The organism is Polaromonas sp. AET17H-212, assembly GCF_002379085.1.
In the GTDB taxonomy this organism is placed as follows: domain Bacteria; phylum Pseudomonadota; class Gammaproteobacteria; order Burkholderiales; family Burkholderiaceae_C; genus Polaromonas.
Genome location: NZ_NBZW01000020.1, coordinates 25,795 through 42,400 on the forward strand (window position 1 = coordinate 25,795; position 16,606 = coordinate 42,400).

Below are 16,606 nucleotides of genomic sequence, written 5' to 3' on the forward strand. Positions count from 1 at the left end.
CTCAAGCCTTCAAAAACTCCGCCTTCCCCCCCAGCCACCGCAAAATATGCCGATGCGCCAGCTCAGGGTATTTGTCCAACATCCCCGGCGCCAATGCCCGCGCCCAGGCCAGCAGCTCGGTATCCGTCGCCAGGTCCGCAAACCGCAGCAGCGGCGCGCCGGACTGCCGCGCACCCAGAAACTCCCCCGGCCCGCGGATCTCGAGATCGCGCCGGGCAATCTCGAAGCCGTCCTGCGTCTCCACCATGGCCTTGAGCCGGGCGCGCGCGGTTTCACCGAGGCGTGGCGCGTCCCCGGTCGAATACAGCAGCACACAGGCCGAGGCCGCAGCGCCGCGCCCGACCCGGCCGCGCAGCTGGTGCAGCTGGCTCAGACCAAAACGTTCGGCGTGTTCAATCACCATCAGCGAGGCATTGGGCACGTCCACGCCGACCTCGATGACCGTGGTGCTGACCAGCACGCCGAGCTGGCCGCTGGTGAACTGCGCCATCACCGCCTTTTTTTCGGCCGGCGGCATGCGTGAATGCAGCAGGCCGACCTGGGTGCCGGGCAAGGCGGCGCTCAGGGCTTCGTGCGTCTGCGTGGCGTTGATCAGGTCGACCGACTCGCTCTCTTCGATCAGCGGGCAGACCCAGTAGACCTGCCGGCCCTCGGCGAGCTGGCTGCGTATGCGCTCCACCACCTCGTCGCGCCGCACCTCGCTGACGACCTTGGTCACGATGGGCGTGCGGCCCGGTGGCAGTTCATCAATGGTGGAAACGTCGAGGTCGGCGTAATAACTCATGGCCAAGGTGCGCGGGATCGGTGTCGCCGTCATCATCAAGAGGTGCGGTTCTTCTCCGCCCTCGGTCATCTTGCTGCGCAGGGCCAGCCGCTGGGCGACGCCAAAGCGGTGCTGCTCGTCGATGATGGCCAGCGCCAGGTTTTTGAAAATCACCTTGTCCTGGATCACCGCATGGGTGCCGACCACCAGGCCGGCCGCGCCGCTTTCAATCATGGCCAGGGCTTCGCGCCGCTCTTTCGCCTTCCGGCTGCCGGTGAGCCAGGCGGTCTGGATGCCCAGCGGTTCGAGCCAGCCGATCAGCTTGCGAAAGTGCTGCTCGGCCAGGATTTCGGTGGGCGCCATCAGCGCGCACTGCCAGCCGGCGTCCATGCAGCGCGCCGCGGACAGCGCCGCCACCACGGTTTTGCCGGAGCCCACGTCGCCCTGCAGCAGGCGGTGCATGGGCACATGCCTGGTCAAATCGGCCGCGATCTCGCTGCCGACGCGCTGCTGCGCGGCCGTCAGGCGAAACGGCAGGCGCTCCAACAACTGCTCCTGCAGCGTGCACTGCGGGCCATGCACAGGCGACCGCAACGGCGGCGCGCGCATGGCGGCGCGCACACGCCGCGCCTGCAACTGCGACAGCTGCTGGGCCAGCAGCTCCTCGGCCTTCAGGCGCTGCCAGGCCGGGTGGCTGCGGTCTTCCAGCGTGGCCAGCATCACGTCCGGCGTCGGGTGGTGCAAAAACTGTAGCGCCTCGCGCAGGCTGGACAAGGGCTGAGGCAGGTTTTTGCTTAAAAATTCGGCCGGCAGCGTTTCCGCCAGGTCGGCCCGGGCCAGCCCGCCGAGCACGGCCTTGCGCAAATAGGTCTGCGGCAAACCGGCCACCGTGGGGTACACCGGTGTCAGCGCGGTGGCGAGTTCGCCGCCGGCGGCGCGAAAACTCGGGTGCACCATCTCGCGGCCCACAAACCCGCCGCGGATCTCGCCGCGCACCCGCACGCGTGCACCGACGCTGAGGGTTTTCTGGTGCGCCGGGTAAAAGTTGATGAAGCGCAGCACGCAGGTGTCGCTGCCGTCGTCCACCGTCACGCGCAGCTGCCGGCGCGGGCGGAAGGCAATTTCGCTGTGCGTGACCTGGGCCTCGATCTGCACCATGTCACCGTCGCGCGCATCGGCCAGCCGGGTGATGCGGGTTTCGTCCTCGTAGCGCAGGGGCAGGTGCAGCGCCAAATCAATGTCGCGGCGCAGGCCCAGCTTTTCCAGCGCTTTCTGCGGCTGGGACTTGGGCGCTACCGCCGCGCCGGCGCCTGCCGCAGCAGCCGGCGCCTTGGGTGGAGAAGCAGCGGGGACAGACCGGGTCGGCATGGGACAATTGTGCCGTCAACCCGGAAACCACAGTTGACCGCTTCCAAATTTCGAAAAAGCCGCTTGAATACCGTCATTCACCTTTTCGCTGACACTCATCTTGTGGATGACAGCGCTATGCACCCGATTGCGCCACCCGCACAGCGCCATGCGGCGTTGCTCCGCCTTGTGGGCAATAGCCCACTGCGTTGTCGCGTCTTGCCTGGCACCGCGCGGGCAGCACACTCGGGCGCATCCAACCGCGGTTTCTAGGTTTATGAAGACGCATTTCAGCCTCAGTGATTTTGATTTCACACTCCCCGACGAACTGATCGCCCAGCACCCGGCCGCCGAACGCAGCGCCTCGCGCCTGCTGGACGGGCGCAGCGACACCCCCGTGGACCGCCGTTTTACCGAGCTGCCCGACCTGCTGCAACCCGGCGACCTGCTGGTGCTCAATGACACCCAGGTCGTCAAGGCGCGGCTGTTCGGGCAGAAAAGCAGCGGCGGCCGGCTGGAACTGCTGATCGAGCGGGTGCTCTCGCCCACGCCGCAGGCCGGCCATGAAGTCGCCGCCCACATGAAGGTCAGCAAGAAGCCGTTGCCGGGCGCGGTGCTGCAGATGGACGGTGGCTTCACCGCCACGCTGCTGGGCCGCTGGCCCCACGAGGACGGACCGCTGTACCACTTCGCCCTGAGCAGCGATCCGTATGCGCTGATGGCCAGCCACGGCCATGTGCCGCTGCCGCCCTACATCACCCACACCGACTCGGCCGTGGACGAGCAGCGCTACCAGACGGTGTTTGCCAAAAATCCGGGCGCGGTCGCCGCACCAACGGCCGCGCTGCATTTCGATGACGCGGTGCTGGCCCGGCTGGAAGCCCGCGGCATCCAGCGCGTCAGCGTCACGCTGCATGTAGGCGCCGGTACTTTCCAGCCGGTCAAGACCGAAAACATCGCCGACCACCAGATGCATTTCGAGCGCTTCGAGGTGCCGCCAGCGACGCTGCAGGCGATCCGGGACTGCAAGGCGCGCGGCGGCCGCGTGGTTGCGGTCGGCACCACCAGCGTGCGCGCCCTCGAGTCGGCAGCCAGATTCGGCCCCGGGTGCAAGGACACCAACATCTTCATCACGCCGGGCTTCGAGTTCCAGGTGGTGGACCTGCTGCTGACCAATTTTCACCTGCCCAAAAGCACCTTGATGATGCTGGTCAGCGCCTTTGCCGGCTATGAACACATCATGGCGCTGTACCGCCACGCCATCGCCCAGCGTTACCGCTTTTTCAGCTACGGCGACGCCATGCTGCTGCAACGACGCCCCTGAGACAATCACCCCATGCTGAAATTTGAAGTCCTGACCACCGACACCGCCACCACCGGCCCCGCGGGCGCCTACCTCGGCTCCTTCGCCCGCCGCGGCACGCTCACCCTGAACCACGGCGTGGTGCAGACGCCGATCTTCATGCCGGTCGGCACCTACGGCACGGTCAAGGGCGTGATGCCGCAGTCCCTGCATGACATGGGTGCGCAAATCATCCTGGGCAACACCTTTCACCTGTGGATGCGCCCGGGGCTGGACGTGTTGGCCCAATTCGGCGGCCTGCACAAGTTCGAGAACTGGCACAAGCCCATCCTGACCGACAGCGGCGGCTTCCAGGTCTGGTCGCTCGGCGAGATGCGCAAGATCTCCGAGGAAGGCGTGAAGTTCGCCTCGCCGGTCAACGGCGACAAGCTGTTCCTGACGCCCGAGATCTCGATGCAGATCCAGACCGTGCTCAACAGCGACATCGTGATGCAGTTCGACGAATGCACGCCTTACGACACCAAGGGCCACATCACGACCGAGGACGAGGCGCGCTTTTCGATGGAACTGAGCCGGCGCTGGGCCCAACGCTGCGAGGACGAATTCGCCCGCCTGGAGAACCCCAACGCGCTGTTCGGCATCGTGCAGGGCGGCATGTTTGAAAACCTGCGCCAGGAATCGCTCGACGCGCTGGTCGAGATGGACTTTCCCGGCTACGCCGTCGGCGGCGTCAGCGTCGGCGAGCCCAAAGAGGAAATGCAGCGCATCATGGCGCACACGCCGCACCGCCTGCCTGCGCACAAGCCGCGTTACCTGATGGGTGTAGGCACGCCGGAAGACCTGGTCGAAGGCGTGAGCGCCGGCGTCGACATGTTCGACTGCGTGATGCCGACGCGCAATGCGCGCAACGGCCACATGTTCACGCGTTTCGGCGACCTGAAGATACGCAACGCCCGCTACAAGACCGACGAGCAGCCGGTGGACAGCACCTGCAGCTGCTACACCTGCCAAAATTTCAGCCGTGCCTACATGCACCACCTGGACCGCTGCGGCGAGATGCTGGGCCCCATGCTCAGCAGCATCCACAACCTGCACTACTACCTGAACCTGATGCAGGAGGTGCGCGACGCGCTCGACGCCGGTCGCTTCGGCGCCTTTGTGCGGCAATTCAAACAGGACCGGCAACGCGGCGTCTAGACATTAACTGCAACACCACCACAAGGAAACCGTCATGAAATACCGCCGCCTTGGAAACAGCAACCTGAAGGTGTCCGTCCTGTGCCTGGGCACCATGATGTTCGGCGAGCAGACGCCGGACGACGAGGCGGCGCGCATCGTCGCCTCGGCCAACGACCATGGCATCAATTTCATCGACACGGCCGACGTCTACAACGAAGGCAAGTCCGAAACCCTGCTCGGCAAACTGCTGGCCGGACAGCGCCCGCACTGGGTGCTGGCCAGCAAGCTGGGCAACCAGGCCGGCCCGGGCGTGAACCAGGGCCACTGCTCGCGCAGCTGGATCCTGCAGCAGACCGATGCCATCCTGGCGCGGCTGGGCACCGACTACCTCGACATCCTGTACCTGCACCGCGACTTCCACGGCGAAAACCTCGAGGAAGCGGTACGCGCGCTGGGCGACCTGATACGCAGCGGGAAAATTCGCAGCTTTGGCCTGTCCAACTTCCGCGGCTGGCGCATTGCCGAGATCATGCGCATCTGCGCGAGCACCGGCGTGCCGCAGCCAGTGGTCTGCCAGCCCTATTACAACCTGCTCAACCGTGGCCCCGAAGTCGAAATCCTGCCGGCCTGCGGCCACTACGGCCTGGGCGTCGTGCCCTACAGCCCGCTGGCGCGCGGCGTGCTCACCGGCAAGTACCCACCGGGCCAGCCGCCGGCCGAGGGCACACGCGCCGGCAGCGGCGACAAACGCATCCTGGAAACCGAGTTTCGCGAAGAGTCACTGGTGATCGCCCAGAAGATCAAGGCACGCTGCGAAGCCAAAGGCTGGGTGCCGGGGCAGTTTGCCGCCGCCTGGGTGCTGGCCAACCCGCTGGTCAGTTCGGTGATTGCCGGGCCACGCCTGCTCTCGCATCTGGAAGACGTCTATGGCGCGACCGACTTGGTGCTGGACAGCGACGACGAGGCCTTCATCGATGAGCTGGTGATTCCGGGCCACGCCTCCAGCCACGGCTACAACGACCCGAGCTACCCCTTTTACGGCCGCCCGGTCTGAGCCGAAAGACCGCTATTGAATCAGTAGCTGCCTGCGCCCGTTGTATCAGGGCTGCAGGCAGTTTTTACTGAAAATTCCGGTTAACCCTGCTTCTGGAACAGCACCAGCTTGGTCTGGGTGGCGACCATGCCGTCCTTGCCGGCCGTCATCGACACCTCGTAACGTGTTCCGGGCAGCGGAAACTGCGGCGAGAAGCTGAACGAGAAGTTGCCGTTGCCGTCGGCCTGAACCCGCTGCGTCAGCAAATCCTGGTTCATGCCAAACAGGCCGGCGAGCGTTCCGACGGCGCTGACCTTGACATCCACCACCGCGCCTGGGGCGGTGCGGCCGCGCACCACCACCGGGCTGCCTTCCACCGAAGCATTGTTGGCGTGGCTGGTCACCTGCAACAGCACGGTGGCAGGCGCGGCGCTCACGGCCGAGGCCACGTCGAAGGTCCAGGTCTGGCGCACGGCATTGCCAACCATGTCCTTGGCCGTCACGTCCACCGCGTAGCGGCCAGCGGGCAGGTCTGCGCGGTAGGTGAAGAACTGCGGCGTGATCTGGGTGGCGGCGGTGACATCGCGCCCCGCCAGCATGATGCGCACGCTTTTCGGGTCCACGCCCACGCCGCCCGCATCGTCAAAGGTGCCGGACACGGAGGTGTTGGCGCTGCGCGTGATCGACTCACCGTCGCGTGGCGACAGGTTGCGGATCACCGGCGGCTTCGCATCGGCCATCAGCGGCTGGGTCAGGGTCGAGGTGACCGCGCGGTCGCCGACACGCAGGGTGGCGACGACAGGCCGTGACGGCGCCAGGTTGTCCAGGCGGCGAATGGTGTAGGCGCCCTCATACACACCGGGGCTCACCTCGCGCATCGCGACATTGTTGATGACACCGGGAATGTCGAACTCGGCCTTGCCGCCCGGCGCGCCGTTTAGCGTGAAGCGCAGTTCAGCACCAGGCTCGAGCTTGTCGACCGGCGCCACCGAGAAGCGGTCGATTTTCAGGCCGGGGGGCGGGGCGACAGCCACCGGCGGAGCCACGGGAGCGTTCGAGCCTGCAATGCCGGCCGGGAAACTGTAGTTGGCGGCGACGCTGCGGTTGCGCACGCGCAGCGTGGCACGGATGGGACTGTTTTCGGCAATCCGGTCCTGGCGCCGGATGGTGTAGCTTCCCGTGTAGACCCCACGTTCGGTTTCCTTGAGCATGATGTTGCGGGGCACGCCGCGCACGCTGACACTGACTTTCCCACGCGGCGTTGCTTCCACAGTGAACTCCAGATCGGCCCCGGCGGTGAGGCCACCATCAGAGCCCACCTGCAGCGATCGCAACTCGGGCGCGGCTGGTTGCGCCATGGCGGTGCCCGGCAGGGCGATCAGCGCTGTGGCGGCGGGAAGCAGCAGGAAAAAGGCTGCCACCTGGTTGCGTATCTGTTTTTTCATGATGTTCAAACCTTGTAAATTGGTTTGCCCACTGTGATGGCAGCGCATCGCGAAACCTGTAGGCGCCGGGGCTCGCCGGCCGTAGGCGGCCAGCGGGAAGCACCAAGGACAAGACGCCGTCAGCCCAAGGGTATCGGGCCTGCCTGCGCGGCAGCGCCGGGGGCAGGCTCGGGAAGCCGCCTCGGTCGCTTGCCGTCGGCACCGCAGGCATGGCAGAACTTGGCAAACGCACTCTTGCGCGCGGTGCAGGGCAGGCAATGGTCGAACAGGCCGATGCCGCAGTGCGGGCAGAAGTCGATCTCCGGGTTTTTCAGGTCCACCGTCCGCTCGCAACCGGGGCACACCCCCTTGGACAGGCGGGTGAGCGCCGTGTCATAGCTCAGCTCCTCGCGGCGCTGCGCATCGGGTAGCTGCTCGGCGAGTTTCTGCCTTTCCAGGTAGCGGTTCAGTGAAACAATCGCCTGCCGTCCGACCAGCACCGTGATGAGAATGCCGACGATGTAGCGCACATAACCGCCGTAACTGGGCAGGTAGGGCACGAGTTCGACAAAGAAGGCGAACAGTGCAAAAAAGATGAAGCCCCAGACAAAGGGCCAGTAGGTGCTTTTGCGCTTTTTGGCAAACAGCCAGCCGGCCGCCACCAGCAGCGGCAGGGTCAGCGCCAGCCGGTACCCAAACACGCGCAGCTCCTGGGCGCGCCGCGCGCTTTGCCACTTGTCCTGCGCCGCACGCTCCAGCTCAGCGATGCGTTCACGCGTGCGCGTGGCGCCCTGGCTGGCGTCCAGTGCCTTCTGCTGCTCGGCCTCCATTGCGGCGAGCGCCTGACGCTCGGCCGTCTTCAGGCCATCCAGCGCACGTGTCCGTTCGAGTAGTTCCGGATCCTGCTCGGCCCGTTCGGTCGCGCGCCGCGTCGCCAGCCAGTTGTTGAAGGTCTCGCTGGCCGAGCGCGAATTGGCCTGCGCCACGCGCAGCTTGAGCCGGGCCTGCTCCAGCGCTTCCTGCGCCTGGCGACCCTGGCGCTCGGCCGTCTTGAGGTTCTCGCGCGCCTGGGTGGCGGCGGGCTGCTCGATGAAATCGTCCAGGGCCAGGGCTTTCTCGACCTGCGGCAGGTCGCCCACGACCGTGCTGCCCAAGCCGATGAGGAAGGCGGCAAACACAAAGGCCACCAGCCAGAGGCCGCGCTGAAACCATTTTTCGGACAGTCGTAATGCTTTGCTCACGGAGGCTCCATTTCCTGGAAAAAAGTAAGTGACGGGGGTGGTGACAATCGGACGAGAGCAGGCCGGCGGCTTCAGGTTTTCTGCAGCGCCAGGACCCGGGCCCGCAGGAGGTCGGGCTGCACTTGGGCGGCTGCCATGGCCGGCCCGGCGTTCAGGCCCACGCGGCTCAGCAGGCCGCGCCGGAACGGCCGCACCATGGCGCCGCCTTGTTCAATCCGGCTGAAAAAGGAGCCCCAGAGATTCGTCAACGCCATCGGAACCACCGGCACGCTGAGGCCATCACGTTCGGCGTTCTCCAGGATCTTCATGATGCCGCCCCTGAAGGGCTGGAGCTCGCCATCCCGGGTGATGCCGCCCTCCGGAAAGATCGCCAGCAGGTCGCCGTTGCGCAGCACCCTGGCGGCGGCTGCAAAAGCCGCTTCATAAGCCACCGGGTCTTCGGCGCGCGGCGCGATCGGGATCGCCCTGGCGAGCCTGAACAGCCAGCCGAGCACCGGCATTTTGAAAATGCGGTGGTCCATCACGAAATAAATCGGCCGCGGGCTGGCCGCCATCAGCAGAAGGGGGTCGATGAAACTCACGTGGTTGCAGGCCAGCACGGCCGCCCCTTGCGCTGGAATGTTGTCGTCACCCTGGACCCTGAAGCGGTAAATGCAGCGCGAGGCAATCAGTGCGATAAAACGCAGCAGGTACTCCGGCACCAGCATGAAGATGTAAAAGGCGACCACCGCATTGGCCAGGCCGACGAACAGAAAGACCTGCGGAATGCTGAAGTCGGCCTTGAGCAGGGCGCCCGCCAGGAGGGCGCTGACGATCATGAACAGCGCGTTGAGGATGTTGTTCGCCGCAATGATGCGGGCGCGGTGGGTGGGCTGGCTGCGCAGCTGGATCAGCGCATACATGGGCACGCTGTACAGGCCGGCAAACAGGCTCAGCAGCGCCAGGTCGGCCATCACGCGCCAATGGGCGGGCTGCGCCAAAAAACTGGCCAGGCTCATGACGGGCGCCGGCGGCAGTCCGCGCGAGGAGAAATACAGGTCGATCGCAAACACGCTCATGCCGATGGCGCCCAGCGGCACCAGGCCAATCTCGACATGGCGCCGGCTCAGCACCTCGCACAGCAGAGAACCGGTGGCAATGCCGATCGAAAAAACCACCAGCAGCAGGGAGGCCACCTGCTCGTTGCCGTGCATCACCTCCTTGGCAAAACTGGGAAACTGGCTCAGGAAGACCGCACCGAAAAACCACATCCAGCTGATGCCCAGCATGGAGCGGAACACCACGATGTTGCCGTACGCGAGCCGCAGGTTGTGCCAGGTTTCCGTGACCGGGTTCCAGTTGATCCTCAGGCCAGGATCGGTGGCCGGCGCCGAGGGAATGAATTGCGCCACCACCCGCCCCGCCACGGCCAGCAACACGCAGGACAGCGCCACATACAGCGGACCGACACCCGGCACGGCCACCATCAGCCCGCCGACGATGTTGCCCAGCAGGATCGCGACAAACGTGCCCATCTCGACCATGCCATTGCCACCGGTCAGCTCGCGCTCGTTCAGGGCCTGCGGCAGGTAGGCGAACTTGACCGGGCCGAACAGCGTGGAATGCAGCCCCATCAAAAAGGTGCAGGCCAGCAGCAGCGGCACCTGCAGGTTCACGTCGCTGCTGAGAAAGCCGGCGGCCGCCACGGCCATGATCCCGATTTCCAGGTTCTTCACGAAGCGGATCACGCGCGTCTTTTCGTATTTGTCGGTGAGCTGCCCGCTGGTCGCCGAAAACAGCAAAAAGGGCAGGATGAACAGCGCGCCTATGACCAGCCCCGCCAGGGCGGGCGGCAACCAGCTCACGCTGAGCTGGTAGGTCACCATCACGGTGAAGGCGAACTTGAACAGGTTGTCGTTGGCAGCCCCCGAGAACTGCGTCCAGAAAAAGGGGGCGAAGCGGCGCTGCCTCAGGAGGGCGAACTGGTTCGGATGCCCGTGCACGGTCGGCGGGGGCAGCGGAACAACTGTTTCGGCACGCATGATGAACTCCTCCTGTTTTCAGCTGGTGATGCGACCCGCGCGCGATTGCCGGCCTGCGCCCGCAAGGTGATGCGGATTCTGCCCTGCTTTTCATGACAGTCCCGCGGCAGCGCTGGGCCGGGCCCGGGCCGCCGGCAGGGAATGCGCGGGTTGTCCGGCGAAGGCTGGTCGATTAGCCGGCCGCTGCGGTAAACACCGTCAGCACGCCGGTGTAGCCATAGAGGTTGTGGCGGGCGATTTCGCCGCCGGCAAAAAACCCGACCAGCGGCACGTCGCCGAGGGCACGCCGCACAATCTGCAGCTCCGCGCTGGGCGCACCGAAGTGCGGGCCACCGCGCCCGGCGCAGCTGATGTAGATTGCGCCGGCGATGCGCCGGGCCGGGTGTGGGGCCGATTCGGCCTCGGACGCGCTCAGCGCACTGGCGACTTCCAGCGTCAGCTCCTCCGGCTCCAGCTCCTCGCGGATTTCAGCGCAGACACGCACCAGGTCGGCGCGCGCCGCCTCGGCATTCCGCTCGCAAAACGCCAGGGTCATACCCGGGCTGGGCAGCTCGGCAATGGCCACGCCCTGGCGTGCCGGGTCCAGGCCGATGATGTGTCGCACCAGCACATCGGCCCCGAACTGGCCCGGACGCCGGATCCGGCCGTCCTGCAGGGCCTCGGCGCTGCGCAGGCCGACCAGCGTGGTGCGTACTTTCTCGAGCGCCTCACGCGGCGCATCGAGCGACACGCCGAGGTCGGCCAGCATCACGTCGAGCGCGCTCTGGCCGTCCAGCTCCGTCACCACATTGGCGTCGCAGGCGGTGATCTCGTGCTCCCGCGAGACCGGCCGGCAGCCTTGCGTCACGCGCGACATCAAGCCGGCGCCCTGGGCAAAAGCCACCCCGCTCAGGCCGCCGCTGAACACCCCGCCGGCGGCGCCCTGCCCCTTGACATTGCCGCTGCCGCTGAGCGCGAACTGGACCGCCTTGCTGCGGCTCGACGCCAGCCCGCCAAACACATAACCGCTGCTGGTGCGCTGGGCCATCTCGGCGATCAACTCGGCCACGTCGGGCGTGCCGGCGTCGGCATGCACCAGCGCGGTGTGCGCCTGAAAATGGCTGGCACCGGGCGGCGGCAGGGGCGACACGCCGGAAAATACGCGGTACTGGTCCGACGGCAGCTCGCACAACATCACCGCCAGCGCGGGCTCGTCGAAATACTCGACATTGTTCGACGCGATGCCGATGCCGACCGTGCCCGCCCAGTCAGTGATTTCAGGCAGTTCGGCGCCGAGGAAATCCAGGATGTCCTGCGCCTGCGCGGTGTAGTGGTCAGTGATGTAAAGCAGGCCCAGGCCTGGCGCACTGGCGTAACCGTGCAGGGCCATCTGCGCGCGCAGCTGGGCCAGCACCAGGCCGGCGGCCATGCGCCATTGCGGGTGGGTGGCGTGGCCGTAGGGGAAAAGTTTCATGGGCTTGTCAGGATAGGTTGGCGCTGACACACTGCCTCACCACTTGGGCAGCAATCGCTCTCCGGGAAGCACATCGTACGGCGAGGCCCAGCCGGGCAAGCTGCGCAGGCGCGCAAGCCACGCCTCGATGTGGGGGTATCGCCCGGCGACCTCGTAGCCGCTTTCCTCCAGCGGGTAAAACAGGTAACCAGACAGCGAGAAGTCGGCAATGGTGGCCGCCCCGCCGACCATCCACTCGCGAGTCGCCAGGTGTTTGTCGACGATGGCAAACGCGGCATCCATGCGCGCGCGCAGCCAGGCCATCACGGCCTGGTCGGGCGTGGCGGGGCCGAAGGCCTTCATGAAGCGGTAGGTGGCAAAGTAGCTGGTGAACTTGTGGTTGTCGAAAAGCAGCCAGCGCAGCACCTCCAGCCGGTCGTCTTCCGTGGCCCCTTCATACGCGCCGTGTTTCTTCGCGAGGTAGCCCAGGATGACGCCCGACTGCGTGAGGCGGCGCGTGCCGTCTTCCAGCACCGGCGCCTCGCCCATCTCGTTGGTCTGCTCGCGCCAGGATTCGGTACGCGTGACACCTTGCATGAAGTCCACGAAGACGGGCTCCCAGGGCTGACCCAGGGCGCGCAGCAGAAAGGCCACCTTGAAGGTGTTGCCCGACTGGCAGAAACCATGAAGACGGTACATGGGGACATTTTCTTTCAGGTGACCGCCAGCCGGCCACCGGCACGGCAGGGTTTCAACGCGTGGTCTTGCGCGCCGTCTTGCGCACCGGCGCCTTGGCTTTCGGCTTCGGTTTGGCCCGTGCCGCGGTTTTGGCCGCCGCCGGGGTGGGCCAGGCCTGGCTGCTGCGCAGGGCGCTGTCCATCGCCGAGCGGGCGCCCCGGGCCACGGTCTTGCCGGCGGAGTTGGCCAGGTCCGTGGCCATGCCGGTGGCGGTGTTCATCGCGTCCTTGGCCAGCCCGGCGGCCATGTTTTTGGTCGTGCTCATGGCGGTTTTTTTGGCGGCGTCCTGCATGGCCGTGGTGGCGATGTTCTGGAACTGCTGCGTCAGCGCACCCCACCACTGCATGGGGTCAACGACGCCGGGCGCAGCTTCGGCGGCTTTTTCAGCCTTGGGCTTGGTGGTTTTGGCCTTCGCGGGCGTCTCGCTGTTCTGGTAACTGGTGGGCGGCACCTCCAGCCCCGAAAACGTCTTGGCCTTGTCGGCCACTTTCTGCACGCCGCCCGCCACCGTGTCGGCGACCTTGAGCTTGAACGCGTTGGCGACGTCGCCCATGTTGAAATTCATGCCCTTGAGCGTGGCCAGGGTCATCTTCTGGACTTCCAGCGCCTGGATGGTGGCCTTGAGCGCCATGGCGTTCTGGTCCAGCCAGAACTGGACGGCCTTGAGCTCCTCGATGCGTTTGTCGAGCTCCTCGACATTGAGCGTCGGGGCGACCCAGTTGCCCAGGTTGGGCAGTTGGGGAATGCTTTGCGACGCGCTGCCGGCGGCCTGCTTGGCGAGGTTCTGCAAAAAGTCAAAGCCCGGGACCAGTTTGCCGAACCCGGCAAAAGAGGGGTTGTCTGCGTCGCTCATGCTGTCTCCTGGTGTTGTAGGAAGTGTCCGAAGCCCGGGTGCACTGCACTCATCTGCGGTTCACGGTGCTTTCATTGTGCAGGGTCGTGGCGGCACGTCAACCCGTTTTTTTGCGCCCGCCCGGCGCAGCGCACCCGCCCAGGCCGCCCACCAGCCGCAGCGCCCCTCACCAGAAAATTTCCAAGAGAAATCAGCCGCCAACCGTTGATTGACAAGCGCCACCAGCTATTGATTCAATAGCAAATCAGACTTGAGGACCGTAGAAAGGCGGTCGGCGCTCGCGCAGGCTGGCCACACCTTCGCGCACGTCGGGGCCGGCAAAACCCATGAACTCCAGCGCCAGCGAGGCGTCGAAGGCCGGCCCGGCCTGGCGCAGCCAGTTGTTGAGCGCGTACTTGGTCCAGCTGATGGCGGTTTTCGAGCCGGCGGCCAGGCGGTCGGCCACCTCGTAGGCTTTGGACAGCAGCTCTTCATCGTTGACGGCCAGCGACACCAGGCCGATGCGCTCCGCTTCCTCGCCGCTGATCGGTTCGCACAGCATCAGGTAGTACTTGGCTTTCGCCATGCCGCACAGCAGCGGCCAGACGATGGCCGCGTGGTCGCCGGCCGCCACGCCCAGGCGCGTGTGACCGTCCACAATCTTGGCGCTTTTGGCGGCAATCGAGATATCGGCCAGCAGGCCCGCCACCAGCCCGGCGCCGACTGCCGGCCCGTGCAGGGCGCTGACAATCGGCTTGTCGCAGTTGATCACGTTGTAGACCAGGTCGCGCGCTTCCTTCCAGACGCGGGTGCGCGTCTCAAAATCCTCAGCCATGTCCTGCACCAGCGCCAGGTCGCCGCCGCCGGAAAAACCCTGGCCTTCGCCGCGCAACACGGCGCAGCGCACCGAGTCGTCGCTGCCCACGTCGCGCCAGATCTGCGCGAGCTCGCGGTGGCCGGCGTGCCCGGCCGTTGGCAACTTGCCGTTGAGGGCCTTCATCTGGATGTCCAATACCGCCCCACCGATACCGCGGCGCGTGATGTTCAAGGTCTGGTAGGCGCTGTAGTCCATAGTCTGGGCAGTCATGGTGTCTCCGTCAGGTGGCAAGGGAATGCCCGAATTGTGCCCTGCACAGGTCAGGGGTCCACCGCTTGACCTTCATCAACCGTGGGCATGACGGCCTGGCGCATGATGAAGGCGAACACAAGAAGGAACGCCCCATGGACAAACAACACAGCGCACCCTACCAACAGCAATTGCTGGCCATGCGCACCGCGCTGCTCGCACAGATCTCGGCGCAGCGTGGCGGAACCGTCAGCCGCGCTGACGCCGCCGCCGACCATTTTGGCCAGCCCGAGGACCCGCGGGCCCAGATGGCCACCGAACGCGAGCTCGAGTTTGCCTTGGGCGAGCGCGAAACGGCCGAACTCGCCGCGATCGACGCGGCACTGGCCCGCATCGAAGCCGGAACCTACGGCTTGTGCACCGACTGCGGCGTCACCATCCCCGCCGCCAGGCTGCAGGCCAGCCCCGAGGCGGGGCGCTGCATCCCTTGCCAGGAAAAAGCCGAGCAAAAACGTCCTGTCTGAGCCGCTTTTTTTTCTCTTCTTTCTCTTCTTTCTCTTCTTTCTCTTCTTCTTTTTTCACAGTTTCTACAAAGGATTTCATGAGCACTTTTCACGCCGTTGTCTGGATTGACCAGTCCGAAGCCCATGTGGTGATGTTTGACCACGAACACATGGACGCGCAGCGCATCAAGTCGCGCACACACCACAAGCACCAGGGCAAGGTTGACGACAGCGCCGCCTTTTTTGCCGACGTCGCCCGGGCACTGAACGGCACCCATGAAGTCCTGCTCACCGGCCCCGGCCTGGTGCGCAACCAGTTCCGCGACTGGTGCAGCAGCCACCTGCCGGCCGTGGCCGACAGCGTGGTGGACTCGGTGGTCACCGACCATCCGAGCGACGCCCAGCTGGTCGCCCTGGCTCGCCAGTACTTCAAGAAGTTCGACAACATGGCGGCCGATCCTTCGACCGTCTGAGCGCCGGATTTTTTCGCCGGGGCAGCACCCGGCCACGCACAGGCTGCTATCCTTGACCGGATGCGCAGCCTGTTTCATTTCGCCTTCAATGTCACCAATCTCGACGAGGCCCGCCGCTTCTACGGCGGCGTGCTCGGTTGCGGCGAAGGCCGCAGCACCGAGCACTGGGTTGATTTCGACTTCATGGGCCACCAGCTCTCGCTGCACCTGGGCCCGCCGTTCAAGACCGAACGCACCGGCCATGTCGGCGACACGCTGGTGCCCATGCCGCATTTCGGGCTGGTCCTGGCACTGCCCGACTGGCAGGCCATGGCCGAGCGCCTGCAGGCCGCCGGCACCGACTTCCTGTTTGCGCCGCAGGTGCGTTTTGAAGGCCAGCCGGGCGAGCAGTGGACCATGTTTTTCTGCGACCCCTTTGGCAACCCGCTGGAGATCAAGGGCTTCCGCGACCTGAACGCTGTTTACGCCGCCTGAGGATGGGCCGGTGAACATGCCAGCGCGGGAGCTCTTCAATCAAGCAGGGGCCGCGGGACCGGCTTTGCCGGACCGCAGGCGCAGCGCCCCTCTTCCCGTGCAAGGGGCAGCGAGCTGCCGCAGGCTCGCAGTGAGTGAGCGTGGGGGCTGACATGAATTACACCTTCGCTTCGGCCACCATCCTGCTGCTGCTGATCACCGATCCGCTCGGCAACATCCCGATTTTTGCCAATGCGCTGCGCCACGTCGCGCCCGAGCGGCGTGCCTTCGTGATCCTGCGCGAGGTGCTGATCGCCTTTTTGCTGCTGCTGGCCTTCATGTTCGTCGGCGACCGCTTCCTGCGCGTGATGAACCTCAGCGAGCTGTCGCTGCAGATCGCCGGCGCGGTCATCCTGTTTTTGATCGCCTTGCGCATGATCTTCCCGGATGAGCGCCCGGTGACCGAGCCCCTGCAGGGCGAACCCCTGATCGTGCCGCTGGCCATCCCGGCGCTGGCCGGGCCTTCAGCGCTGGCCACGGTGCTGCTGCTGGTGTCGCAGGCACCGGCCCGGCGCATGGAGTGGGTGGCCGCGCTGTGCGTCACCATGGCCGTGTGCGCCGTGGTGCTGGTGCTGGCCGAACGCATCCAGCGGGTGCTGGGCGACCGTCTGGTGACGGCCTTCGAACGCCTGATGGGCCTGATCCTGGTGGCGATTTCGGTCGAGATGCTGCTGCGCGGCATCCAGCTGTTTATCGTCCAGACGCGCGCCGCAGGCTGACGCGCGCGGCGCGCCGCCC

At 65.8% G+C, this 16,606-nt stretch carries 15 protein-coding genes; 7 read left to right on the top strand and 8 right to left on the bottom strand.

The window, feature by feature from the left end:
- Window position 1 precedes the first annotated feature (1 nt).
- The gene (gene recG / locus B7G53_RS15345) at window positions 2-2,131 is read right to left on the bottom strand and encodes an ATP-dependent DNA helicase RecG (protein ID WP_096669218.1); all 2,130 of its coding nucleotides are present in this window, start codon (window positions 2,129-2,131) and stop codon (window positions 2-4) included.
- Between the two features lie 256 nt (window positions 2,132-2,387).
- On the opposite strand from recG, the gene queA reads away from it, so the two are divergent.
- Genes queA through B7G53_RS15360 form a run of 3 tightly spaced genes read left to right on the top strand, consistent with a single transcriptional unit; the run spans window position 2,388 to window position 5,646 of the window.
- A complete protein-coding gene (gene queA, locus B7G53_RS15350; RefSeq protein ID WP_096669220.1) occupies window positions 2,388-3,434 on the top strand; it encodes a tRNA preQ1(34) S-adenosylmethionine ribosyltransferase-isomerase QueA in 1,047 nt (348 codons plus the stop codon).
- A 12-nt stretch (window positions 3,435-3,446) separates the two neighbouring features.
- Window positions 3,447-4,610 (top strand): tRNA guanosine(34) transglycosylase Tgt, encoded by a 1,164-nt coding sequence (gene tgt / locus B7G53_RS15355; protein ID WP_096669222.1) that lies wholly within the window; start codon window positions 3,447-3,449, stop codon window positions 4,608-4,610.
- 34 nt (window positions 4,611-4,644) lie between these two features.
- Complete coding sequence (locus B7G53_RS15360; RefSeq protein WP_096669224.1) at window positions 4,645-5,646, top strand: aldo/keto reductase; 1,002 nt, start codon at window positions 4,645-4,647, stop codon at window positions 5,644-5,646.
- A gap of 80 nt (window positions 5,647-5,726) precedes the next feature.
- Here the strand turns inward: B7G53_RS15360 and B7G53_RS15365 are convergent, their stop codons facing one another.
- From B7G53_RS15365 to B7G53_RS15395, 7 genes are all read right to left on the bottom strand, one after another.
- Entirely contained in the window at window positions 5,727-7,070 is a 1,344-nt protein-coding gene (locus B7G53_RS15365; RefSeq protein ID WP_096669226.1) for an Ig-like domain-containing protein, read from the bottom strand.
- A 119-nt stretch (window positions 7,071-7,189) separates the two neighbouring features.
- Window positions 7,190-8,290 (bottom strand): zinc ribbon domain-containing protein, encoded by a 1,101-nt coding sequence (locus B7G53_RS15370; RefSeq protein ID WP_096669228.1) that lies wholly within the window; start codon window positions 8,288-8,290, stop codon window positions 7,190-7,192.
- 71 nt (window positions 8,291-8,361) lie between these two features.
- Window positions 8,362-10,311 carry an MFS transporter gene (locus B7G53_RS15375; RefSeq protein WP_096669230.1) on the bottom strand — a complete coding sequence of 650 codons (1,950 nt, stop codon included), beginning with the start codon at window positions 10,309-10,311 and terminating at the stop codon, window positions 8,362-8,364.
- A gap of 172 nt (window positions 10,312-10,483) precedes the next feature.
- On the bottom strand, window positions 10,484-11,764 hold the full coding sequence (locus tag B7G53_RS15380; RefSeq protein WP_096669232.1) for an FIST signal transduction protein: 1,281 nt from the start codon (window positions 11,762-11,764) through the stop codon (window positions 10,484-10,486).
- 36 nt (window positions 11,765-11,800) lie between these two features.
- Window positions 11,801-12,442, bottom strand: a complete 642-nt coding sequence (locus tag B7G53_RS15385) for a glutathione S-transferase family protein (protein ID WP_096669234.1) — start codon at window positions 12,440-12,442, stop codon at window positions 11,801-11,803.
- A 52-nt stretch (window positions 12,443-12,494) separates the two neighbouring features.
- Entirely contained in the window at window positions 12,495-13,334 is an 840-nt protein-coding gene (locus B7G53_RS15390) for a PhaM family polyhydroxyalkanoate granule multifunctional regulatory protein (RefSeq protein WP_096669236.1), read from the bottom strand.
- 244 nt (window positions 13,335-13,578) lie between these two features.
- A complete protein-coding gene (locus tag B7G53_RS15395; protein ID WP_441338988.1) occupies window positions 13,579-14,400 on the bottom strand; it encodes an enoyl-CoA hydratase/isomerase family protein in 822 nt (273 codons plus the stop codon).
- Window positions 14,401-14,534: 134 nt separating this feature from the next.
- Between B7G53_RS15395 and B7G53_RS15400 the strand changes: the two genes are divergently transcribed.
- The 4 genes from B7G53_RS15400 (at window position 14,535) to B7G53_RS15415 (ending at window position 16,587) form a co-directional block, all read left to right on the top strand.
- Window positions 14,535-14,903: a TraR/DksA family transcriptional regulator gene (locus B7G53_RS15400; protein WP_096669323.1), complete on the top strand. Its 369-nt coding sequence runs from the start codon at window positions 14,535-14,537 to the stop codon at window positions 14,901-14,903.
- 77 nt (window positions 14,904-14,980) lie between these two features.
- Window positions 14,981-15,355: a hypothetical protein gene (locus B7G53_RS15405; RefSeq protein ID WP_096669240.1), complete on the top strand. Its 375-nt coding sequence runs from the start codon at window positions 14,981-14,983 to the stop codon at window positions 15,353-15,355.
- A 60-nt stretch (window positions 15,356-15,415) separates the two neighbouring features.
- Window positions 15,416-15,829: a VOC family protein gene (locus tag B7G53_RS15410; RefSeq protein ID WP_096669242.1), complete on the top strand. Its 414-nt coding sequence runs from the start codon at window positions 15,416-15,418 to the stop codon at window positions 15,827-15,829.
- A gap of 152 nt (window positions 15,830-15,981) precedes the next feature.
- Window positions 15,982-16,587, top strand: a complete 606-nt coding sequence (locus B7G53_RS15415) for a MarC family protein (protein ID WP_096669244.1) — start codon at window positions 15,982-15,984, stop codon at window positions 16,585-16,587.
- The last annotated feature ends 19 nt before the right edge of the window (window positions 16,588-16,606 follow it).